Source organism: Dolichospermum sp. UHCC 0352, assembly GCF_009711925.1.
Taxonomy (GTDB): domain Bacteria; phylum Cyanobacteriota; class Cyanobacteriia; order Cyanobacteriales; family Nostocaceae; genus Dolichospermum; species Dolichospermum lemmermannii.
In genome coordinates this window covers 1-22200 of record NZ_VIKY01000078.1, presented here as the reverse complement: position 1 = coordinate 22200, position 22200 = coordinate 1, and the positions used below count along the sequence as shown (strand labels likewise).

The 22200-nt window shown below is 40.0% G+C and carries 22 protein-coding genes; 15 read left to right on the top strand and 7 right to left on the bottom strand.

The features are described 5' to 3' along the window. Positions 1–241: 241 nt before the first annotated feature. From FJR06_RS05305 to dprA, 6 genes are all read left to right on the top strand, one after another. Entirely contained in the window at positions 242–1174 is a 933-nt protein-coding gene (locus tag FJR06_RS05305) for a J domain-containing protein (protein ID WP_015080458.1), read from the top strand. Further along, positions 1174–2379, top strand: coding sequence for an ATP phosphoribosyltransferase regulatory subunit (locus tag FJR06_RS05300; protein ID WP_015080457.1), 1206 nt, complete (start codon positions 1174–1176; stop codon positions 2377–2379). The genes FJR06_RS05305 and FJR06_RS05300 overlap by 1 nt, the downstream gene beginning before the upstream one ends. 84 nt (positions 2380–2463) lie before the next feature. Next, positions 2464–2691 (top strand): ferredoxin family protein, encoded by a 228-nt coding sequence (locus FJR06_RS05295; protein ID WP_015080456.1) that lies wholly within the window; start codon positions 2464–2466, stop codon positions 2689–2691. A gap of 277 nt (positions 2692–2968) precedes the next feature. After that, entirely contained in the window at positions 2969–3697 is a 729-nt protein-coding gene (locus FJR06_RS05290) for an ABC transporter ATP-binding protein (protein ID WP_015080455.1), read from the top strand. A 72-nt stretch (positions 3698–3769) separates the two neighbouring features. Further along, on the top strand, positions 3770–4426 hold the full coding sequence (locus tag FJR06_RS05285; protein WP_168633568.1) for a DUF2301 domain-containing membrane protein: 657 nt from the start codon (positions 3770–3772) through the stop codon (positions 4424–4426). A gap of 89 nt (positions 4427–4515) precedes the next feature. Then, entirely contained in the window at positions 4516–5631 is a 1116-nt protein-coding gene (gene dprA, locus FJR06_RS05280; protein ID WP_015080453.1) for a DNA-processing protein DprA, read from the top strand. Here the strand turns inward: dprA and FJR06_RS05275 are convergent. Together FJR06_RS05275 and FJR06_RS05270 are read right to left on the bottom strand one after the other, a co-directional pair. Next, positions 5628–5900 (bottom strand): hypothetical protein, encoded by a 273-nt coding sequence (locus tag FJR06_RS05275; protein ID WP_015080452.1) that lies wholly within the window; start codon positions 5898–5900, stop codon positions 5628–5630. The two genes, dprA and FJR06_RS05275, sit on opposite strands and share 4 nt — an antisense overlap. Positions 5901–5995: 95 nt before the next feature. Further along, positions 5996–7558: a serine hydrolase gene (locus FJR06_RS05270; protein ID WP_168651009.1), complete on the bottom strand. Its 1563-nt coding sequence runs from the start codon at positions 7556–7558 to the stop codon at positions 5996–5998. 764 nt (positions 7559–8322) lie between these two features. On the opposite strand from FJR06_RS05270, the gene FJR06_RS05265 reads away from it, so the two are divergent. The 8 genes from FJR06_RS05265 (at position 8323) to FJR06_RS05230 (ending at position 17870) form a co-directional block, all read left to right on the top strand. Next, positions 8323–10083, top strand: coding sequence for an alpha/beta hydrolase (locus FJR06_RS05265; RefSeq protein WP_168651007.1), 1761 nt, complete (start codon positions 8323–8325; stop codon positions 10081–10083). Between the two features lie 85 nt (positions 10084–10168). Continuing rightward, positions 10169–11050, top strand: coding sequence for a tRNA pseudouridine(55) synthase TruB (gene truB, locus FJR06_RS05260; RefSeq protein WP_015080449.1), 882 nt, complete (start codon positions 10169–10171; stop codon positions 11048–11050). Between the two features lie 247 nt (positions 11051–11297). Next, positions 11298–12338: a hypothetical protein gene (locus FJR06_RS05255; protein WP_148279049.1), complete on the top strand. Its 1041-nt coding sequence runs from the start codon at positions 11298–11300 to the stop codon at positions 12336–12338. A 25-nt stretch (positions 12339–12363) separates the two neighbouring features. Further along, a complete protein-coding gene (locus FJR06_RS05250) occupies positions 12364–13539 on the top strand; it encodes a hypothetical protein (RefSeq protein WP_015080447.1) in 1176 nt (391 codons plus the stop codon). 132 nt (positions 13540–13671) lie between these two features. After that, positions 13672–15102 (top strand): dihydrolipoyl dehydrogenase, encoded by a 1431-nt coding sequence (gene lpdA / locus FJR06_RS05245; protein ID WP_168633561.1) that lies wholly within the window; start codon positions 13672–13674, stop codon positions 15100–15102. 148 nt (positions 15103–15250) lie between these two features. Next, positions 15251–16132: an indole-3-glycerol phosphate synthase TrpC gene (gene trpC, locus FJR06_RS05240; protein WP_015080445.1), complete on the top strand. Its 882-nt coding sequence runs from the start codon at positions 15251–15253 to the stop codon at positions 16130–16132. A 173-nt stretch (positions 16133–16305) separates the two neighbouring features. Continuing rightward, positions 16306–16551 (top strand): DUF5340 domain-containing protein, encoded by a 246-nt coding sequence (locus FJR06_RS05235; RefSeq protein WP_015080444.1) that lies wholly within the window; start codon positions 16306–16308, stop codon positions 16549–16551. 167 nt (positions 16552–16718) lie between these two features. After that, complete coding sequence (locus FJR06_RS05230; protein WP_015080443.1) at positions 16719–17870, top strand: alanine--glyoxylate aminotransferase family protein; 1152 nt, start codon at positions 16719–16721, stop codon at positions 17868–17870. Positions 17871–17930: 60 nt separating this feature from the next. On the opposite strand, the gene FJR06_RS05225 is transcribed toward FJR06_RS05230, so the two are convergent. The 3 genes from FJR06_RS05225 to nblR form a co-directional block, all read right to left on the bottom strand. Continuing rightward, positions 17931–18158: a DUF2949 domain-containing protein gene (locus FJR06_RS05225; RefSeq protein ID WP_015080442.1), complete on the bottom strand. Its 228-nt coding sequence runs from the start codon at positions 18156–18158 to the stop codon at positions 17931–17933. 565 nt (positions 18159–18723) lie between these two features. Then, positions 18724–19251 carry a DUF192 domain-containing protein gene (locus tag FJR06_RS05220; protein ID WP_015080441.1) on the bottom strand — a complete coding sequence of 176 codons (528 nt, stop codon included), beginning with the start codon at positions 19249–19251 and terminating at the stop codon, positions 18724–18726. A gap of 158 nt (positions 19252–19409) precedes the next feature. After that, positions 19410–20123, bottom strand: coding sequence for a response regulator transcription factor NblR (nblR, locus tag FJR06_RS05215; protein WP_168633558.1), 714 nt, complete (start codon positions 20121–20123; stop codon positions 19410–19412). An 83-nt stretch (positions 20124–20206) separates the two neighbouring features. On the opposite strand from nblR, the gene FJR06_RS05210 reads away from it, so the two are divergent. Next, positions 20207–20377 (top strand): hypothetical protein, encoded by a 171-nt coding sequence (locus tag FJR06_RS05210; RefSeq protein ID WP_041458417.1) that lies wholly within the window; start codon positions 20207–20209, stop codon positions 20375–20377. A 34-nt stretch (positions 20378–20411) separates the two neighbouring features. Here FJR06_RS05210 and FJR06_RS05205 read toward each other — a convergent pair whose 3' ends face one another. Beyond that, positions 20412–21203 (bottom strand): BMC domain-containing protein, encoded by a 792-nt coding sequence (locus tag FJR06_RS05205; RefSeq protein ID WP_015080439.1) that lies wholly within the window; start codon positions 21201–21203, stop codon positions 20412–20414. Positions 21204–21303: 100 nt separating this feature from the next. Continuing rightward, positions 21304–22113: a carbon dioxide concentrating mechanism protein gene (locus tag FJR06_RS05200; RefSeq protein ID WP_015080438.1), complete on the bottom strand. Its 810-nt coding sequence runs from the start codon at positions 22111–22113 to the stop codon at positions 21304–21306. Between the last annotated feature and the right edge of the window lie 87 nt (positions 22114–22200).

The window sequence follows — 22200 nt, the reverse complement described above, 5'->3', positions numbered from 1 at the left end:
CATTTTCGCAGTTTTTGACCCCTTTTTTTCTTTTCTTTGTGAGAAATCCGGGCTAAGGGGGGAAACCGGAAAATTCAGTTCCCTCCCCTTACCAAGGGGAGGGTTAGGGTGGGGTTTATTAAATATGTGTCCGCACCGTAGTTTCTCTGATTCAACTTTTTGGTTATGACTAGATTTGCAACTCTCTATTATTCCCTGTAAACTAAAAAGAATATGCTGTGGTGCAATACTTGTAATAAAGATGTCGTTAAAAATAGATGGTGGATTATTTATCTATGATTTCATAGATCATCACGCAATTTTGTGTGTGCCAGTTAATGCTGAATTTCCAGAAATACGTAAACGTTATTTACAAATTGCCCGGCGCTTACACCCAGATAGTTCCAAGGTAGTGGGTGCATTAGAAAAAGATATAGCTAATCAACTGTTTGCAAAGCTAGTTAACCCGGCTTATAAAAAGCTGTCGGTAGAAGCCAATCGGGCTGAATACTTGTTTATTTTATCACAAATGGGCAAACGGTTTGCACAACAACCAGGAGCAATCAGATTAAAAACGGAACTAGCCCAGCAATTGATAACTGCGCCTAATATTAGTATGTCCTATCAGGAAGCGATCGCTAAAATTGCCGAAACTCAATTTAGTGATTTGCAACAAGCATCCCAAATTATCGCTCAAATTAGTGAGCTAAATCTAGTTTACCTGATGCGGGTGGCAGGAGGGTCAACGAATCAGCCCCCATCTAGTCAACCTCAAGGTTCTGCCCCAAATTTACCACCAACTCTAACCTTACCACCCGAAGAAGATTCACCAGTAGAACAATACCTGCGTCGCGCTCAAAATTTGCTAGAAACAAACCAATTGTCCCAGTCCAAAGTAGAATTACAGGAAGCCCTAAAGTTAGAGCCGAAAAATAGTCGTTGCCATAGTTTAATCGCAATGGTATATTTACGGCAAAATCAACTGAAAATGGCAAAAATTCACTTTGATAATGCCCTGAAAATAGATCCTAATGAAAAAATCGCTTTGGAATGGAAACCCAAGGTAGATCAAGCTTTAGGAATTAGAAACAGTGGTTCTCAAGGGAGTTCCGCTTCTAAAACTGAAGAGAAGCAACCAGATAAGTCTGGAAAAAGTGGTTTGTTTGGTGGTTTGTTTGGTGGGAAGAAAAAATAATGGTGTATCAACCAGCAGCGGGAGCAAGGGATCTACTACCTTTAGATGTGGCGCAAAAACGCTGGATTGAAGATAGATTAGAACAAGTATTTCAACGTTGGGGATATCACAGGATTATCACCTCAACTCTGGAACGAATGGATACCCTCATGGCAGGTGAAGCAATTCAGCGTCCCATGGTGATTCAACTCCAAAATAGTCAAAATGAAGAATTGGGATTGCGTCCAGAATTGACTGCCTCTATCGCCCGCACAGTGGTGACTCGCATGACAGATGCGACCTATCCCCAGCGACTATATTACAACGCTAATGTTTTCCGCCGTAATTGGGAAGGCCGCCATAATCGTCAGCAAGAGTATTATCAAGCTGGGGTGGAGTTACTGGGTGCGGGGGGATTATTAGCCAATGCGGAAGTATTGCTATTAGTCGCAGATTGTTTAACAGCATTGGGTTTACAAGGGTGGCGGTTAATTTTAGGGGAAGCGGGAATTACTCGTTCTTTGCTGAATGCTTTTCCCCCGGAAATCAGAAATCAAGTCCGCAGGGCGATCGCTAATTTGGATAGTATAGCTATTGATACCTTACCTTTGAGCGAAGAACTCCGCCAACGCGCTAAAATCATGTTGGATTTGCGGGGTGATAGTCGAGAGGTTTTAGAAAAAGTCAGCAGTTTACATCTAGAACCAGACCAGCATGAGGCAATAAATAACCTCAAATCCCTAGTAGCATTACTAGATGGCAAATTTCCTTTAATCCTTGATTTGAGCCTAATTCAAACCATTGACTACTACACAGGCATTGTTTTTGAAGTAGTTAGTGAGACAAATTCCCAAGCACAGATTTTAGGAAGTGGTGGTCGTTATGACCAATTACTAGGTTTATATCATCCCCAAAAAGAAAATATTCCCGGTATCGGCTTTGAACTGAATATTGATGATTTATACCAAATTCTCCTATTAAATCAGCAACTACCCCAGGATATCCCCGCTAGTAATTGGTTAGTCGTCCCAGAAACCCCCGGCGCTGAAGCTGCGGCTTTTGCCTATGCTGAGAAATTACGTAATTCTTCTGATTTAATTAGAGTAGAAATAGATTTGGGAGATAGGGACGCAGAGGCGATTCGTCAATATGCAAGCGATCGCACCATTGCCCAAATTGCTTGGATTAAAGCCGATGGCTCACATACCATCGAAGCAGGATGTTAAAAAGGAGTTGTAGGGGTTTAGCAATGCTAAACCCCTACAGGAGTAGAACAAGAGAGACTGACAAAAAAGAGGGAATCGGAAAAAATGCCACATACCATTGTTACAGACGTTTGTGAAGGTGTTGCTGACTGCGTAAGTGCTTGTCCTGTAGCTTGTATTCATGAAGGTCCAGGGAAAAACGTTAAAGGTACAGGTTGGTACTGGATTGACTTCGCTACCTGTATAGATTGTGGCATTTGTATAGCAGTTTGCCCAGTGGAAGAGGCGATTTTACCAGAAGAAAGACCAGAATTGCAAAAAATCACAGCATAGTCAGAAGTTCCAGAATCTAGAATCCAGAATCCAGAATCCAGGGAATAAATTCCCTGTCTTATAGCTAAAGTCGGTTAAAACCGACTATTGTGTCCTTATTTCTTCAATTGAAAACATGAAGGTTGATTTTTAGGTAATTAGAGTGCGTTTTAACGCACTTTAGCTATAAGACCGGAAATTTATTTCCGGGCGGGTAGGTCAGCTAACAGATAAGCTATTTTAAGCTTCAGTTGACAGGAGTAAGCATTACCAAATCCCTACAAATGTCTAATCACAAATGACTAATAACTATTTATTAAAAGTAGAAAATGTCCACGCTGGATATATTAAAGATGTAGATATTTTGCAAGGTATCAACTTTCACATTGCACCAGGAGAATTAGTCACAGTCATTGGTCCCAATGGTGCAGGTAAATCCACCTTAGTAAAAACTATTTTTGGACTTTTAACACCTCATACTGGAACTATTACCTTTAAAGAGAAAAATTTAATTGGTTTAAAATCAAATCAAATTGTCGCCAAAGGAATGTCTTATGTTCCGCAAATTGCTAATGTTTTTCCATCTTTAACCATAGATGAAAACTTAGAAATGGGGGCTTTTGTGCGGAATATCCCATTAAAACCTCTTAAAGATAAAATATACAATATGTTTCCCCGATTGAGCGATCGCCGTCGTCAACGCGCGGGGACTCTTTCCGGTGGAGAAAGGCAAATGTTAGCAATGGGAAAAGCATTAATGTTAGAACCCAGTTTACTGCTTTTAGATGAACCTTCCGCCGCATTATCGCCCATTTTGGTAACTCAAGTATTTGAGCAAATTAAACAAATCAAAGCATCAGGGACTGCGATAGTTTTAGTTGAACAAAATGCCAGAAAAGCCTTAGAAATGGCAGATCGTGGTTATGTGTTAGAATCAGGGAAAGATGCTATGTCAGGACCAGGTAGAGAATTATTAAATGATCCGAAAGTGGGAGAATTATATTTAGGTGCTGGAAAGAGACATTGAAAACAAAAACAAGATCCCCGACTTCTTCAAGAAATCGGGGATCTAAAGACTATACTATTAAGGAATATGAATATGACTACACAAACAATATCATCACCGGAAGTATATCAAGGCCAATTTGGGGAATTTACAATTACCCAAAGCGATCGCCAAAGTGTGATAATTTATCGAACAGGTTTAATGATTGCAGCCCTGTGTTTTGCCATTGGTAGCGGTTTAGTCCTATTCTATCCCCAACCCGCTGCAATTGCCGCCCTGACCCCTCTCTACACCTGTTTTAGTATTGCACTTGGAGTTAGTTTATTAACTATTCATATTTACATGGCATTTTTGCACCGAATTCTCCAAGTTTTTTGGATAATTGGCAGCATTTGTGCCTTTATTTTTGGACATAGTGATAGTCAAGCATTTGCAATTACTATTTATAATCAACCCCTAACCATATTAGGAATTGGTTTTACCTTTGCCGCTTTGACAGGAATTTTTTTCAAAGAAGGTTTTTGTTTTCATCGTTTAGAAACCAAAATCTTAACCCCCCTTGTTCCCTTACTACTATTAGGACATTTAACCGGAATTTTATCAACACCAGCAGAACCGATTTTATTAGCAACTTGGGCAATTTTCTTTTTAATCTTTGCTGTGAGAAAAATTATCCAACCCATTCCTCCCGACATTGGCGATAAATCAGTATTTGATTATTTAAAAAATCAACATTTAGCAAAAGTTTAATCTAATTGCACAGAATAAAAATCATCCGTATTCATCCGCGTTCATCTGCGTTTATCTGCGTTAAATCATTCTAAAAATCTGAATTTCCTATGTCAAACACAGAAGAACGTAAATATTGGTTAGCCTGGTCGCAAATTTCGGGAATTGGTCCCATATTATTACAAAGAGTACAACAGCACTTTGGTAATTTAGAAACAGCTTGGAAAGCCAGTCCTGGAGAATTACGAAAAGTTGAAGGTTTCGGATTTCAAACATTAGAAAAGGTTGTTCAACAAAAATCCCGTTTAAACCCAGAACAACTCCTCATTCAACACCAACAAATAAACCCCCATTTCTGGACACCAGCAGACTCAGAATATCCCCAATTACTGCGAGAAATCCCCAGTCCACCCCCATTATTGTACTATCGGGGAGAAGTTGATTTACAGGAAAATTCAGGACAAAAACCCTTAGTGGGAATTGTGGGAACTCGTCAACCCACAGAATACGGAATTAAATGGACGCGTCAAATTAGTACCGCATTAGCCAAAAATGGTTTTACCGTTGTTTCTGGAATGGCCGAAGGAATAGACACCGAAAGTCACGCAGCAGCAATGAAAGCCGGAGGAAGAACAATCGCAGTGGTGGGAACAGGAGTAGATGTTATTTATCCCTATAAAAATCAAAGTTTATATAAACAGATTTTGACATCTGGCATAGTAATTAGTGAATATCCTGCGAAAACCACACCCAACCGCACCCATTTTCCCCGTCGAAATCGCATCATTGCCGGTTTAAGTCGTGCGGTATTAGTCATAGAAGCAGGAATAAAATCTGGGGCTTTAATCACAGCTACTTATGCGAATGAATTTTGTCGAGATGTTTACGCATTACCAGGAAGAATTGATGATCAACCATCCCAAGGTTGTTTAAAATTAATTAGTCAAGGTGCAGGTTTAATTAATCAAGAACTCAGTGAACTATTAACCCTGTTGGGTGCGATTCCCCAAATAGATATAGAAACTACTATAATTAAATCCCCTCCTCCTAACTTACCACCAGAATTACAACAAGTCATAGATACTTTAACTATTGATGCTTTATCTTTTGATTTTATAATTCAAAAAACAGGTATGAATGCGGCTTTAGTTTCTAGTTCTTTATTACAATTAGAACTCATGGGTTTAATTACCCAACTTCCAGGAATGCGATATCAAAAATGTTAAAATAATGGTGAGAAAGTTATAAAATTTACGCAAACAAGTTTAATTTTTGCTTGTAGTCTAGCAAAAACTACCTCACCATCTGTTACTTGTCCATTCTTAATCTGTTCAGTTCCTACCGCTATTTTTCCCCGTAGTTCCTCCAGTCTTCTTTCTCTGTCCAGCAGCAAACTAAAAGCCTCATTTACTGCATCTTCTATATTTTCAAATCGCCCCGTGTCAATATAAGCTTGTATTAATTCCTCTGTTTCAGGTTTAATTTGAATATTCATAATGTATTCTCCATCTGATAGATAGCCTTAACGCTGTTCTAACAATAAACCCACATTTTCTGCAACACCGAATTTTGAATTATTTTTGGAATTATTTATTGTTGTGGATAATATTGCGGAGTCAATTGTGGAGTCATCACAGGCGGTGGATAACTACCTACAGGCATATTATTAACCATCCCATTAGGCATAGTAGGATTCATCAGTGGTGGTTGAATTGGTTGCTGAATCAAAGGAGGAACAGGTGGTTGATAATTAGAAATAGGTGGAGTTATTGGTTGAGTTATTGGTTGAGTAACTGGTTGATTATTTGTTGGATTGCTGGGTGTGACTGTAGCTTGGCTAAAATGTTGATAAGCAGCGCTAGAAATAGAACTAATTAATTTTGCAGCGCGAGGATCATTATTGGGACGTTTTACCATGATAGCGGCAATATAACGCTTACCTGTCGGGACATCAATCAACCCCGCATCTGCCAACATAGTACCAATATCACCTGTTTTATGATAAGCATTTGCGCCTTTTCCTAAGCCAGCAGGTAAAAGATTATCTCGTTCAGTGCGACTCATGATATTAAGAATTAAATCACGCGATCGCATACTCACCATATTACCTTGATTCACCATCGAGATCAAATTCCCCAATTCTCGCGGACTAGTAGTATTAGTCCCTTCTAAATCCGGGAGAGGATTACGAATCATCGTCGTTATCAGTCCCCAACTGCGAAAACGCCCATTTAACGCCTCTTGTCCACCCAATTTAGCGACCAGCATATTCGTGGCTGTATTGTCGCTAATTGTAATCATCTTCGTAGCTACATCAAGAGCCGTGTATTTGCTGCCTGTGGGTTGATATTGCATATTTCCCGAACCCCCGACAATCATCTCCTTTTGCAAAATCAACATTTCATCCAGGCGGATTTTACCCTCATCCACATCCTGGAAAAAAGCAATCAAAATCGGGATTTTAATCGTGCTGGCCGCAGCAAAACTTATATTACTATTAATATCTATATAACCACCATTATCTAAATCTAATAAAAACACCCCTGGTATCAAATCAGAATTAGCGGTGGTGAGAGTTTGCAAAGAATTTTTTAAAGGAGTAATTTCCTGAGCCAGATATAAGCTTGTATTAGAACTTTGAGATGATTTTTGAGAAGTTGTAGTTTGAGCTACCGACATAACTGAATTAATGCGATTAGCAGGGTCTAGGAATGACAACAACGTACCCACAATCGCACCGACACCCACCCCGACAATCAACAACCGCAAGGCATATAACATGGTTCTAGCCATGGGTTTTAACCTGGTCTTGCGTGATCCTTTTCTGGCTATTTTCGGCTTTTCCATGGGTACCGTCTTTAATCTCACATTCCCCGGTGGCGAAATTTGAGTATTCTTCTTGACCGTAGGGACGGGTTTAACACCTGGGGGCATCATCTTCCGTGATGCTGGTCTTCGCCCCCCAGACGGGATAGGCGCAGAACTGATATGATTATTTATACAAGCCAATGCTGCCGCTTCTCTTGGGCTAGAAACTGCCGGCTGATTGATAACTTTTTTCTGTCCTGTCTTGGAGACTGGACGTTTACGCCGGCGACGCTGTACAGGTTGCCTTTGTGATATAGGTATGAGTTTGTCACTCGTTTCTGACATAGCTACTCCTTGTCACCCTCGACCCAGATTGTAAATTTATGCACCTTGATACTCAGTTTACCTTTTGGGACTAAGTAGCATTTTTGTGTCTAGTCTACTTTATATTTATCTTTTTGGGTAATCAGTTAGGTACATGATAACCCAAATTGGCGTTTTTAATATTACGGTTAGTCAACAGTAAGAAGATTTACATGAAATTATGTAAATTAAAATTGCCATGCAGACAATTTGCATAATCAAAATTGCTAGAAGCCTTACCACAGATATCTTTATTCATTTTCAAGTTTTGATTTTTAATTGCTGAGGTATCTAAAATTAATATTACCCGGACTCCTAGCCAACAGCCAGAAGTAATTAAGTATTACTGGTACTTGACTATCATGTCAAAATGATTTGTCTAATTTAGTCATTATCAATGATATTTCAAAGTTCGGATTAGTGGTATTTAATTATGAGTGCATTTTAAATTGTTATGAGTTTGACATCTATGGCATTAAAGAAATCTAATTAATAGGATTAATTAGCATTATTTAGATTTTATTAATCAGGAATAACACATAATAAATACTGATGTAGATAATTTCTGTATTTATTATGATCTTACAAGAAGTCCTAGTAATTAATTAGCAGCAACCTCATTTAAACCAGTCTTAAATTTGTTTGCGTAGCTTGTCATAGGCATTATTTTAAATTTGTTAACAGGGTGTTTAAATAACTACCAAAATTTGAGCCTCGCTCAACAACATCACCACAAAAGTTAAGCGATGAATATGTTTGGTAATTGGGGCAGCACCCTGAAAAGGAATTTCCTATCACTGATTTTATCCATATTGCTGCCAACATTTGGGATAAGTGACTCTGTTATGGCAGCAGAACAAATTCATGCTTCTTATTCAGCACTAGAAATTTCTATCCCCATTAGTGCCTTAGAAAGCTATGCTAAATATGGAATAATTAATCCAGATTTAGCCGGATATTATCAATATATTCCCAAAAACAAACTGCCAGAAGTAAGGAAGATTTTAATGCAGCCGCTGAAAATTAGTCCGGCTGTAGCTGCCCAATTTCTTGACACCCAACAAGGGAAATTTATCTTACAAAGATTAGCAGAATTAATTAAAACTAAATCCCATTATCCAAAATTTGTATCTCAGTCATTACGCACAGCCTTAATTGCCGCTGCGGCTGAACCGGAAGGGTTGAATTTATTAAATTTATTACGTAAATATCCTCAAAATAATATTAAAATTGATATGGTTTCCAGCATAAAAATTGCTGATGAATTGGAGAAAATGATCAGCGAAACTGAAAAAACTATTTCCGCATTAATCCAAACATCAAAATTAGAAGCTGCTAAAATCTCCCAAGCTAATTTGTCTCCATTCCCAAAATTGCCAAATCAACCCAATCTTTTAGCAAGAAAACAAATAATCAAGTTTTTTGACTCTTCAAGAAATAGACATTTATCCACAGATATATATATTCCTAATACCCAAAATCCTGCCCCTGTAATTGTTATTTCTCATGGCTTAGGTTTGGATAGTAGTAATTTTCGTTATTTAGCAAATCATTTAGTTACAAATGGTTTTGCTGTAATTATTCCCAATCATCCTGGTAGTAATACTCAACAATTACAATCTTTAATTAAGGGTAATAGCAATCAAGTCACGCACCCCAATGAATTTAAAGATAGACCTTTAGATATCAAATATATTTTAGATCAATTAGAGTCAGATTCACAATTTCAGCACCGATTTAACTTACAACAAGTAGGCATATTTGGACAGTCATTAGGAGGTTATACTGCCTTAGCTTTAGCAGGGGCAAAAATTAACTTTCAACAACTACAAGCAGACTGTGATCACGACAAATTGCGAAATACTTGGAATATGTCTTTACTGTTGCAATGTCAAGCTTTAGAATTGCCCAACCAGTCAGGACAAGAGTACAACTTACAAGATACCAGAATCAGAGCAGCGATCGCTGTTAATCCCATCACCAGTTCTATTTTCGGACAAGCCGGTTTAAGCCAAATTCACACCCCAATCATGATCATTGGTAGCAGTGAAGATACCGTTGCTCCCGCATTATATGAGCAAATTGTCCCTTTTTCTTGGATTACTCATCCCCAGAAATATTTAGTCATGCTACTTGGTGGTACGCATTTTTCCACCATTGGGAATAGCAATCCTGACAGTACACAAATGGCATTACCAACAGATATGATCGGTGATGCTTCTCAAGCTCATGATTATATCAATGCTTTGAGTTTACCTTTCTTCCAAACCTATATAGCCGAAAAACTAGAATATCTTTCCTATCTTAACGCCGCCTATGCTGAAAGTATTTCTAGTCAGTCTCTCGGTTTAAATCTTGTTCAGTCTCTTGATCATCTCAAAATAGCACCAACTTTAGGTGAGCATTTCCCAGAAACCAACCCCGTTAAAAAAAGACTTTCTCATACCATCGTCCATTTTGGATTTTGGCTGCTGGGTATCGGTATTTCCCTATTGCATTTGATTTAAATTCCCGACTTCTTCAAGAAGTCTGGGATCTCCTATTTCCTATTTGTGTGAAAATACAAAGATCTCAACTCTAAAATCTAAAATTGTGCAAGGCTTTCTCAATTTAAACAAACCATTTGACTGGACTTCTCATGACTGCGTAGCCAAAGTCCGCAAACTACTGAATATGAAACGAGTCGGACACGCAGGAACTTTAGACCCCAAAGCTACCGGAGTATTACCAATAGCCTTGGGTAAAGCCACCAGATTATTACAATATTTACCAGGAGAAAAGGCTTATCAAGCCACTGTTCGGCTGGGGATACAAACTACTACAGATGATTTAGAAGGGGAAATTATTACCTCTGTACCCTGTCCAGGATTGGATTTGGAGAATATCAAAACCGTCCTTTCCCAGTTTATCGGTAAAATTGAGCAAATCCCCCCCAGCTACAGCGCCATTCAAGTTGATGGCCAACGCTTATATGATTTAGCGCGGAAAGGGGAAAAAGTTGAAGTTCCCGTGCGAACAGTCGAAATTTCCCAAATTCAGGTGTTAGATTGGCGAGATGGAGATTTTCCAGAATTAGATCTAGCCATATCCTGTGGTTCGGGAACATATATTCGTGCGATCGCTCGTGATTTAGGTACAATATTAAACACAGGTGGCACTCTATCTGCCCTAATCCGCACAGAAAGCAGCAGTTTTCAACTTCAAACCAGTCTCAGCTTCACAGATTTAGCCACCGAAATCGAAAACGGCAGATTTCAACCCATATCCCCAGACGCACCATTACAACACCTAAAATCCCTAAATTTACCAGCAGAATCAGCCAAAAGATGGTGTCAAGGTCAAAAAATTTCCCTCAATCTTGATATTCCCGACTTTGTGCGAGTTTATGAAACCCAAACCAATTTTTTAGGAATTGGGAAATTAACCAATGATTTATTAGTTCCCCAAATGGTGTTTTATGAATATCCAAATTAAAAATTAAGCAATTATAAATTAAAGAAAGAACTGCTGTCAGGAGTTGACGATGAATGTAGAATCCCCTCGGCTTTAGCCGAGGGGAGTGTCAAAAGTTCATAATTCTCCTGATAAATTCACGACAAATTCACAAAAATAGCACAATTCATCCTGTACATGACTCTTTTTTGGGAATTACTCTAATATACATTCGGGTGCATATAACCGTTGTGAGGAGTAAATTTTGAGAAAGGTAAAATTTCTATGTATGTTGTTACACACAAATTGGCTAAAGTGTATATGTACAACTTTGTTAGGCTATATATGGGCTACCACCAGTCTTTCAGTTACCCCTGCTTATGCAACAAATGAGATAGCGTCTAAAACCCATAGCAGTAAGGAATTAATAACTAATCAAGCCGCCTTAAAGACTAACTTACCGGATCTGCAAGAGGTGTTAGCGAAAAACGTAGAATCCAGGCAGAAGATTGAATCTCTTGTTGAGCAAAAAGAAGCAGGGATCATTGCTCAAACAGAAACTCCAGTCCCTGTAAATAACAGTCAAATTGATGCTGATAAATTACGCCAGGATTTATTAGTTGATCCCCTTGTTAAAGTAATTCCAGCCAAGCGAACCTACTCTCCTTCACTTACCTTTGCTACGCCAAGCGCCTTTGGAGCTACCTGGGGTGACGTTTTTATAGGGGCATCCGCAGCAACCACTGGTAAAGCTAGAACTCAACCAGACGGGAGTATCAGTATGGGTTTTGGGTTAGGAGATGCCCGGAAACTAATCGGTCTAGAACTTGGCTATAATATTGGCAGTATCAAGAGTTTTGGTGCAAATGGAACTTTTGACCTCAAAGCCAACCGCATTATCTATGCTAAAAACAACACTCAAATAGCCGCGGCTGCTGGCTGGAGAACTTTTGCATCGCACGTTGGTGGTGGAGAAACCGTGAGACCTTCCGGTGTCTATGGTGTGGTAACAAGTTACTCCCTATTAAAGCCTAAGGATACTGTTAATAAAATGCCCATCTCCTTTTCCGTAGGAGCCGGTGGTGGCGATTTCCGCACAGGTGATGCAAGTACAGGTGTATTTGCTGGAGTTGGGGTACAAGTTCATCCCCAAATAGGTGTGGGTATGGGCTGGAGTGGAGTTGGTTTAAATGTTGGGGCTTCTTTCGTACCTATATCTACTATTCCCTTGACCATTAATGCCGTCGGCGCGGATCTTACCGATACTAGCCAAGGCGGCACAGTCTTTGTTCTAAGTGTAGGCTATGGATTCAATTTCCTACCTAAATAAACACTTCAATTTTGAGAAAATCACCATGTTAAAAATCAGAACTTTTATTCTTGCCCTCAGTCTCACTCCCCTATTGGCGCTCAATTGGCAGACCTCTAGCCCAGCCCAAACTTCGCCCAGTCTGGGTACAGCCGGGAGTATGAGTGGCGCTCCTGGACCGGTTAATACGAGTCCTAGTGTGGGGACTGCTGGTGGCATGAGTGGCGGTGGCAACACTAGCACCAGTGGTAATACTATTTCCAACCCCGATCCCAGTGTCGGAACTGCTGGTGGTCAGAGTGGCGGTGGAACTACTGGCTCTAATGGTAATACTAATTCTAATCCCAGTGTCGGCAATGCTGGTGGTCAGAGTGGCGCTGGCAACGGGACAGCTAATAATGGTAATCCCGATGATAATACCAGTCCTAGTGTCGGCAACGCTGGCGGTCAGAGTGGCGCTGATCAAGAGACAGCTAATAATGGTAATCCCGATGATAATACCAGTCCTAGTGTCGGCAACGCCGGTGGTCAGAGTGGCGCTGGTAACGGGACAGCTAACAACGGTAATCCCGATGATAATACCAGTCCTAGTGTAGGTAACGCTGGCGGTCAGAGTGGTGCTGGCAACGGGACAGCTAACAATGGTAATCCCGACGAGAATACCAGTCCTAGTGGCGGGAACGCTGGTGGTCAGAGTGGTGCTGGTGAAGAGACAGCTAACAATGCCGACAATGGTGGCAATAATAATGAAGGAAATGATCAGAATCCTTCAGGTTCTGGAGAAACTCTTATACCTAGAGCATCTTCTATTCGCATCATCCGCACACGAGCCGGAAAGACAATGAGGATTGGCATAAGAAGCGTTCAGAGAAAACTAAATGAGGCTGCTTTTAACCTATTAAATAGCAACAATTCTGGAGTTTTAGTAGCCCTCTTGCAAGGCGGATCAATTGGACAGACCGCATCTGATAACTTGACAAATTTCCTAACTAATGCAGGTGTTAATACAGACTTAGGAAATAACTTAAGAGTAATCCTCAGTAGGATTGTACCCAATCAAGGAAATGCAGATGTAGATATTAACCAGTTGAATAATGCTATTAATACCTACAACCAGATTATCCAACAAAGTAGTCCGGTGACTTTGCAAGCGCTTTCACAAAGCCAAGATTTTGTGGCAATTGGTCAAGCGCTAAAAGAATTGAGAACAGCGGTCAACTAATCTCAAGCCCAATCACACATTAACAGAAAATAACGGGGAGACACAAGAGCTTCTCCGTTATTTTTTGTTAATTTGAGAAAGTTACATAAAAAAGTTAAGTTGATAATAGGCGAAGACAACGGGGAAATAAAAGTGAGTCCTGGATTTGATTACGATTTAGTGATTATCGGCGCTGGTGTGGGTGGTCATGGTGCTGCTTTACACGCTATCAGTTGCGGTCAGAAAACAGCAATTATTGAAGCTGGAGATATGGGAGGAACTTGTGTAAACAGGGGTTGTATTCCTTCTAAGGCATTACTCGCGGCTTCAGGAAAGGTGAGGGAATTACGTAATGCCCATCATCTCAAGTCTTTGGGAATACAGATTGGCCATGTCGAGTTTGAACGGCAAGCGATCGCTGATCATGCTAACAATCTCGTCTCCAAAATTCAAGGGGACTTAACCAACAGTCTCAAACGCTTGGGAGTTGAGATTATCCGAGGTTGGGGCAAGGTATCTGGGACACAAAAAGTTACCATCGTCACAGATAAAGGTGAGAAAACCATCACCGCCCAAAATATCATCCTTTCCCCTGGTTCTGTCCCCTTCGTTCCCCCTGGAATTGAAGTAGACGGCAAAACTGTATTTACCAGTGACCAAGGCGTTAAATTAGAAACTCTACCCAAGTGGGTGGCGATTATTGGTAGCGGTTATATCGGCTTAGAATTTTCTGATGTTTACTCGGCTTTAGGTTGTGAAATTACCTTAATTGAAGCCCTCAGTGAGTTAATGCCAGGATTTGATCGGGATATTGCTAAACTGGCAGAACGGGTTTTAATTAACCCCCGCGATATTGAAACCAAAGTCGGTATTTACGCCAAAAAAGTCATTCCTGGTTCACCAGTAGTCATTGAGTTGGCTGACTTTGAAACTAAAGAAGATTTAGAAGTTCTCGAAGTTGACGCTTGTTTAGTCGCTACCGGTCGGGTTCCCGCTACCCAAAATCTTGGTCTAGAATCCGTTGGCGTTGAACTTGACCGCCGCAATTTTATTCCTGTCAATGATAATATGGCGGTATTGGCCAATGGGGAAGTTATCCCCCATCTCTGGGCTATTGGTGATGCTACCGGCAAAATGATGTTAGCTCATACTGCATCTGCCCAAGGGATCATTGCTGTAGAAAATATCTTGGGTCGTCAGAAAACAGTTGACTATCGCAGCATTCCTGCGGCTGCTTTTACCCATCCAGAAGTTAGTTATGTGGGCTTAACAGAAACCGCCGCCCATGCTTTAGGATTAACTCAAGGTTTTGAAGTCGCCACCAGTAAGAGTTACTTTAAAGGTAATTCCAAGGCTTTGGCGGAAAATGATACTGATGGAATGACGAAGGTAATTTATCGCAAAGATACTGGCGAGGTTTTAGGTGTACATATCTTTGGTCCCCACGCCTCAGATTTAATTCACGAAGCCGCAGCCGCTATTGCTAATCGTCAATCTATCCAAACTCTTGCTTACCTGGTTCACGCTCATCCAACACTTTCAGAAGTTTTAGATGAAGCTTATAAACGGGCATTAGTAAGTTAATAGAAGAATTAAGGAGTTACAGGTGATAGGTAATAGGTAATGGGGAAGAGAAAAATGTTCTTTCTTCTTCATTCTTCTTTCCGAACTCCTGACTCCTGACTCGGTGACTCCTGACTCCTGACTCCTGACTCCTGACTCCTTAAAAAATATGCAAATCCGTCGTCGTTCACCTAGCCCAGTTATTAATATTTCTATACTTCAGTATCAATCCGCTATAGAAGGGGCTGCACCAAATAATATTCTAGAAGAAATTGTCTGGCAGAAAGAAACAGAAGTTGAGAAAATGCGAGAAAGGCTACCTTTGCGGGAATTGCAAACACAAGCCCTATCAGCACCACCAACTCGTGATTTTGTTAATGCCTTGCGTCAAGGTAAAACTAATCCGGCTTTGATTGCTGAAGTCAAAAAAGCTTCTCCCAGTAAAGGGGTATTTAGGGAGGATTTTGACCCAGTAGCGATCGCTCAATCTTATCAAAAAGGTGGAGCTAGTTGTCTTTCTGTGCTGACAGATGTTAAATTTTTCCAAGGTAGTTTTGAAAATCTATCCTTAGTCCGTTCAGCGGTAGATTTACCTTTACTGTGCAAGGATTTTATTATCTATCCTTACCAAATGTATTGGGCGCGAATTCATGGAGCAGATGCAGTTTTATTAATAGCAGCAATTCTTAATGATCAAGATTTGCAATACTTTATCAAAATTGCTAATAACTTGAAAATGGCAGCTTTAATAGAAGTGCATAATTTAGCAGAATTAGATCGGGTGTTAGCCTTAGATGATGTTTCTTTAGTCGGGATTAATAATCGCAACTTGGAGGATTTTTCTGTTGATTTACAAACAACTTGTCAATTACTCACAGATAGAGGTGAAAAGTTACAAGCAAAAAACATTCTTGTAGTCAGCGAATCAGGATTGCATCACCCAGAGGATTTAAGTGTAGTTAAAAAAGCAGGTGCATCCGCTGTACTGATTGGTGAATCCTTGGTAAAACAACCAGATCCTCAATTAGCAATAGCCAATCTCTTTGCTTAATTACAGCCTTAAATGCCATATAAAACAAGGGTTTACATCCTCATTTTTCCTCTAGCCTGTGACTGAATAACTGCAATTATTTATTTCTTGTGTAACAATTAATTTGGAGTTAACTAAAGTTTAACTAAATTAAAAATTAAACATCCCTAAGTTACAACTTCACAATAAACTACATGGAGCCAATTCCTTTACCTTCTCCTATCCATTACGAACTTATACTTCAACTTTTAGAAAGACAAACCATGACTTCTCTGGGTCAAAACCAAGACCTCCGCAATCAAGTTAATCAACTGATTATTACCATGCGAAAAGCTGCATCCCAACAAAAGCGACTAGAAGAAAGTTTTCAATCTTCTTCTCTGAGCATTGATCACCGTTGGTCTATTAATCATTTTGGTGATAAAGTGGATTGCTCCTGATGAATGTCTATTTCCACCTGAACAAAAACCCAGCCCTGCAACAGCGGGGTTAATTAACAGTTTTTAACTGGCATTCCTACGAAAAATTTTAGTAGGTTTTTTTTGTGTTTTTATCCCCTGTAGCGGTTAATTTGGATTGTATTGAAATTTTCAACTAGGACACAAACATGGACGATAAATTGATGCTGATGATTCCTGGTCCTACCCCAGTTCCAGAAGCTGCTTTACTAGCATTAGCTAAACACCCTATTGGTCACCGCAGCGGTGAATTTAGTAGCATGATGGCAGAGGTGACAGAAAACCTCAAATGGCTACATCAAACCGCCAGTGATGTATTGATGTTAAACGTCAGCGGTACGGGTGCTGTAGAAGCGGGGATGATTAATTTTCTTTCTCCAGGCGATCGCATTTTAGTCGCTTCTAATGGTAAATTCGGGGAACGTTGGGTAGAAGTTGGTCAAGCTTTTGGCTTAAATGTGGAAACAGTTACCGCAGAATGGGGACAACCCTTAGACCCAGCCCAATTTGCAGCTAAACTCCAAGCTGATACCAACAAAGAAATCAAAGCTGTCATTATCACCCACAGCGAAACCTCAACAGGTGTCATTAATGACCTAGAAGCTATTAACCGCCACGTTAAAGAACATGGAGAGGCTTTAATTATTGTGGATGCTGTCACCAGTTTAGGGGCTTACAATGTCCCTGTAGACGCTTGGGGTTTGGATGTAGTCGCTTCTGGTTCACAAAAAGGTTACATGATTCCCCCAGGTTTAGGATTTGTCTCTGTCAGTCCTAAAGCTTGGGAGGCTTATAAAACCGCAAAATTGCCTAAGTATTATTTAGATTTAGGTAAATATCGGAAAGCCACTGCTAAAAATACCACCCCCTTTACTCCTCCCGTCAACTTAATGGTGGCACTACATACCACCTTGGGAATGATGAAAAAGGAAGGATTAGAATCCATTTTTACCCGTCATGAACGCCAAAAAAATGCTACTCGTGCGGCTATGAAGGCGTTGAATTTATCTTTGTTTGCTGCTGATGAATGTGCCAGTCCTGCCATTACCGCTGTAGCCACACCAGGCATCGAAACAGATAAAATTCGCTCTTTGATGAAAAAACGGTTTGATATTGCTTTAGCAGGTGGACAAGACCATCTGAGTAATAAAATTTTCCGCATAGGTCATCTGGGTTTTGTGTGCGATAGAGATATTCTTAGCTGTATCGCTTCCCTAGAAGTTGTCCTCCCACAAGTTGGTCATGAAAACTTCACCCCCGGAGCTGGTATAGCAGCAGCAGCAAAAGTTTTTGCCTCATAGTTATTAGGTTGGTAATTGATAATTGATAATTGATAATTGTCAATTGTCAATTGTCAATTGTTACGCAGTCTCTAGCCAATCATAAATTTGTTCTAACTGTTCTAGAGTAATTAACCCATATTGCCAAAGAGTCATGGTTAAAGAACCAGGATCTTGATCACGGTTACGTAATGCTACAGCTAGGGAAGCGGCGGAAATTGCCAAATCTTCTTGGAGAAAATTAATTAGCCGAGAATATCTTGATGGTGTCATTTGTATCTTACCTCCTTGAGTAGAATTGATGATCATAGATTGCTTATCTAATTTTGTGGGTATTGTATAACCAGTATTTTATTTGTCACATTGCTGTAAGTAAATAAAAGTTAAAGGTGGTATAAAAAAATTTTCTAAATAACCTTTTTTGTAAAGTATTAACCTACATGAATGTACTACTAAACCAAGGTACTTACAATCACGGGGGAAATCCCTAATACAGTGACTTATGTGTTCCATCAGGATAATATTTAGGTAATACTTTAACCATGATGTTAATGGTGACACTAACATCATTCAAGTTTTTTTGTTCTGGTTTAAGTAAAAAAGATTTCATAGCTTATATTCCTCTATTGACGACTATTTACACTTGCGTCAAAAGAGAGATTTTTGCTACTCAACCCTGAGTTGTGATTTTAACTGGAAAAAACTAAAATCCGATGTTATTCAAGTTACTGCTAAATATTAACCTCTTTACTACTATTTGTGCCAGGTTAGGTAATATTTTTTTTGACAAAACAATTCTGTATTCGATAAAAATTCAGAATAAAGACTTCTGCTATATCCAACCGGGATCATTGTCAGAAAATATTGATCCTGTTTACTGAGAAATATCAGAAGTTAGGAAATCAATTTTGACCTGATCTCCTTTATCTAAGCCTAGTTCTGCGGCTCGTCCTGACCTCAGTTCAATTACTTGATCTATCAGTACATTAGGACCATAGGTGGGACAAGGTTCTATGCCACAAGGAGGAGCAGATGCTTGGATGTACTGAACTACACCTTTTTGGATAAATACCATATCTAAGGCAACAGGTACATTTTTCATCCAAAATTTTACTGGTTGTGGGTTCGCAAAAGAAAATAGCATTCCTCGGTTATCTGGTAAAGCTAGTCTATACATCAAACCCATCTGTTGCTGTTCTTGTGTTCGTGCTACTTCTAACTGAATTTTTATATTTTTAGGAAGTATAGCTTCAGCAGAAATTGGCAGATTTTGTCCAGTATTTACTGGTGTTTGGGTTGATGATTCCGGTGTTACGACTGGAGATTGAGCCGTGGTAGGTGATGAACAGCCCATCAGTAATATACTAAGTAATATTGAACATAAACTAAGCCAAGAAACCATAAGTTGTCTAGGGAATAGGGAACAGGGAATAGGGAAAAAGTGATGATTTTACTAATCACCTCTTACCAAATCACTAATTAAATTATTTATGCAATTTAGATTCTGACTATCTTACTTAATTTTTGCAAAATTGCCTACAAATTTAGATTTTATAGATTTTACGAATCTCTGAGTACGTAACCTACACCGCGTATAGTTTGAATTAAGCGTTTTTGACCTTCTTCTTCAATTTTGAGCCGGAGGTAACGAATATATACTTCAATGACATTGGACTCACCCGTAAAGTCGTAACCCCAAACATTTTCTAAAATCTGTTCACGAGTTAATACTTCACGGGGATGTTCCATTAAGAACTTTAAGAGTTCAAATTCCTTCATGGTTAAGTCAATGGCCTTACTCTTGTAAAAAGCCCGACGGGTTCCTATATCTAAAATCAGATCCCCAAAGCGTAATTGCTCTGCGGTATCAATATCAGGTTTGAGATACAGACGAACCAGCCTTAACAAATCTTCCGAACGGTAAGGTTTGAGGATGTAATCATCAGCACCAGCGTCTAAACAAGCTATCCGATCATCTACTGTGTCTCTGGCCATCAGAACCAGTATAGGAGAACGATTGCCGATATTTCTGAGATTTTTACACAAAGATAGTCCTGATTCACCGACGAGCATTCGGTCTACAACAATTAAAGCAGGTTGGCGATGACTTTGATTCCTGGAAGCATCACTACAGTATTTTAATCCATTGGCTGCATCATGGGTCACAATGGCATCATAGCCAGCTTCTTGCAAATCAAAAGCTAATTGATTAGCCAAGGTTTCATCTGGTTCAATCACCAAAACAAAAACAGCGGGATTGTGGGTAGCTATCATAGCAGTTGGAGATTGGTAATTGGTAATTGCTAATATGAGTTATGAGTAAATACGGAAAATCAATCTACTGAGGTAATTAAAATATGGGCGCTCGTTTAAGGGTATTTTTAACTCGTGAGCAAGATAAAACCCTGTTGAACCTAAGAACAAGGGATTTACCACAAAAAGTCAAAGATCGAGCAGAGGTAATTAGGTTAAAGTCACATGATTGGTATCTAGAAAAAATAGCTGCTCATTTTGACTGGACTCATTGAACCAAGAATCCCCTTGTCTTTAGACCTGGGAGTGTCAATATTCATCATTCCAAATTTCTTCCTTAACTCTCACAGGCAGTTTTGCCAAATCAGGCAACTCTATCGCTTCCACATCCGTTATTTTATCTTTAATATTAATGGGTATATTAACTGGTTGACGTTCTTCCAGCCAGCAACTAGCCACAGGCAAAGTTTCCTCCAACTCATCTAATGGCCGAGGAATCACCATAACTGCATTTAACTCACCAATGCGTTCCGCTTCAAACATACCTGCTTCCACAGCTACAGCCACATTAGCAACCGAACCGCGAATAATTGCCGTACACAAACCAGCACCAATCTTCTCATAAGATGCTAATTGCACATCAGCAGCTTTAAGCATAGCATCACAAGCACCAACCATAGCGGGAAATCCGCGAGTTTCCACCAACCCAATGGCTTGATTACTCAAACGGCTGTATCCACCACCATCTCCCATAAATCGAGTCAGACGGTTAATAGGTAGAATTATATCTAAATTAGGATAAGGACGCGCAATCACCAAACTAGAAACCAACTGGCCAAACTGTTCAGCCGTTTGTACACCAGCTTCCACAGCCAAGCGGACATCAGCAATGCCACCTCGGACAATTGCTGTACAATGACCACTACCAATTTTTTCATAACCAACTAAGTGGACTCCAGCCGACTTTAACATCATGTCAGCCGTGCCAACTATAGCGGGGAAACTGAGGGTTGATACCATACCCAAAGCAGTATCTTTGAGGCTATCACGGCGACGTGCTGCGTGAATCGTACTCAAAGCGTGTTGATTGTATGTTTCCATCTAAATTTTCCAGGATAAGGTTCATATAGCGTCTTCAATCATAGAAGAATGAAAACTAGCATTTCAATATGGACTTAAGTTCACACTTCATACTTAACACTTAACCTGAAGAATTGTTAGAGTTTTCGTTGCCCAAAGATTGTCTATGGGGAAATAATGTACTCAGCAGCCTATTTATGCTACCTTGTCCATAAATTTGCGTGCCAAAAATATTGTGAGTTTCCAGATCAGACTCGCTGGGTTTTATGTCCTCAGTGGTAGTTTCTGTAGACTCTGGGAGCGTAGTTTCAAGCGACGTAGCATCACCCACCACAGCCGTTTCTGACTCTGGTGGAGACTGGCTTTTCGGTGTAGGTGAAGGTGGAGATACAGGCGTAGATTGATGTTTAAACTCCAGAAAAGCCGCAACCGAGAGTTGAGTTGAGGAAAATACTTTTTCCTGTTTCTCTGGTTTCTCTGGTTGAGAATGAGGAGATTCAAGTTTTTCGGCTGATTCCTCTGGTTTCTCTGGGGGAGGATTGGTAGATTCTAGTTGTACCGCTGAAGGTTCAACAATCTGCCGACTATTATCTCCCAAAATTGAACCAGAGGGAATAACTTGACCTGGTGCTACGGAACAGTTAAAAACCGTTGTCGCTGCACCAATACAAGCATTAGCCCCAATTTTGCCTTCACCAACCATCAAGAAACCGGCTCCCAGGTTTGCGCCTGCTTCTATTTCTAGAATACCCTCACTTACTTGGAGAATTGACCCCATACCCAGGCATACACCAGCACCAATCACAATTTTACTATTAGTAGCTGCTTGCAAAACTACCCCAGGAGCTAATACCGCGCTGGGATGAATAATCACATCGCCATGAATATGAGCATCAAATCTATCGCCCAGGCGTAGCAGCGATACAGACATGGAATTTATTACCTCGGAAGCCGGAAGTGGTCAGTTGTCAGTAGGGGCGAAGCATTTGGAAGATAAATTATCGCTCATTGCCAAAAA

Bases quoted from the DNA above. Each gene is read 5' to 3' on its own strand.
- FJR06_RS05305 (WP_015080458.1), top strand. From the start codon at position 242: ATGTCGTTAAAAATAGATGGTGGATTATTTATCTATGATTTCATAGAT.
- FJR06_RS05300 (WP_015080457.1), top strand. From the start codon at position 1,174: ATGGTGTATCAACCAGCAGCGGGAGCAAGGGATCTACTACCTTTAGAT.
- FJR06_RS05295 (WP_015080456.1), top strand. From the start codon at position 2,464: ATGCCACATACCATTGTTACAGACGTTTGTGAAGGTGTTGCTGACTGC.
- FJR06_RS05290 (WP_015080455.1), top strand. From the start codon at position 2,969: ATGACTAATAACTATTTATTAAAAGTAGAAAATGTCCACGCTGGATAT.
- FJR06_RS05285 (WP_168633568.1), top strand. From the start codon at position 3,770: ATGACTACACAAACAATATCATCACCGGAAGTATATCAAGGCCAATTT.
- dprA (WP_015080453.1), top strand. From the start codon at position 4,516: ATGTCAAACACAGAAGAACGTAAATATTGGTTAGCCTGGTCGCAAATT.
- FJR06_RS05275 (WP_015080452.1), bottom strand. From the start codon at position 5,900: ATGAATATTCAAATTAAACCTGAAACAGAGGAATTAATACAAGCTTAT.
- FJR06_RS05270 (WP_168651009.1), bottom strand. From the start codon at position 7,558: ATGTCAGAAACGAGTGACAAACTCATACCTATATCACAAAGGCAACCT.
- FJR06_RS05265 (WP_168651007.1), top strand. From the start codon at position 8,323: ATGAATATGTTTGGTAATTGGGGCAGCACCCTGAAAAGGAATTTCCTA.
- FJR06_RS05255 (WP_148279049.1), top strand. From the start codon at position 11,298: ATGTTGTTACACACAAATTGGCTAAAGTGTATATGTACAACTTTGTTA.
- FJR06_RS05250 (WP_015080447.1), top strand. From the start codon at position 12,364: ATGTTAAAAATCAGAACTTTTATTCTTGCCCTCAGTCTCACTCCCCTA.
- trpC (WP_015080445.1), top strand. From the start codon at position 15,251: ATGCAAATCCGTCGTCGTTCACCTAGCCCAGTTATTAATATTTCTATA.
- FJR06_RS05235 (WP_015080444.1), top strand. From the start codon at position 16,306: ATGGAGCCAATTCCTTTACCTTCTCCTATCCATTACGAACTTATACTT.
- FJR06_RS05230 (WP_015080443.1), top strand. From the start codon at position 16,719: ATGGACGATAAATTGATGCTGATGATTCCTGGTCCTACCCCAGTTCCA.
- FJR06_RS05225 (WP_015080442.1), bottom strand. From the start codon at position 18,158: ATGATCATCAATTCTACTCAAGGAGGTAAGATACAAATGACACCATCA.
- FJR06_RS05220 (WP_015080441.1), bottom strand. From the start codon at position 19,251: ATGGTTTCTTGGCTTAGTTTATGTTCAATATTACTTAGTATATTACTG.
- nblR (WP_168633558.1), bottom strand. From the start codon at position 20,123: ATGATAGCTACCCACAATCCCGCTGTTTTTGTTTTGGTGATTGAACCA.
- FJR06_RS05210 (WP_041458417.1), top strand. From the start codon at position 20,207: ATGGGCGCTCGTTTAAGGGTATTTTTAACTCGTGAGCAAGATAAAACC.
- FJR06_RS05205 (WP_015080439.1), bottom strand. From the start codon at position 21,203: ATGGAAACATACAATCAACACGCTTTGAGTACGATTCACGCAGCACGT.
- FJR06_RS05200 (WP_015080438.1), bottom strand. From the start codon at position 22,113: ATGTCTGTATCGCTGCTACGCCTGGGCGATAGATTTGATGCTCATATT.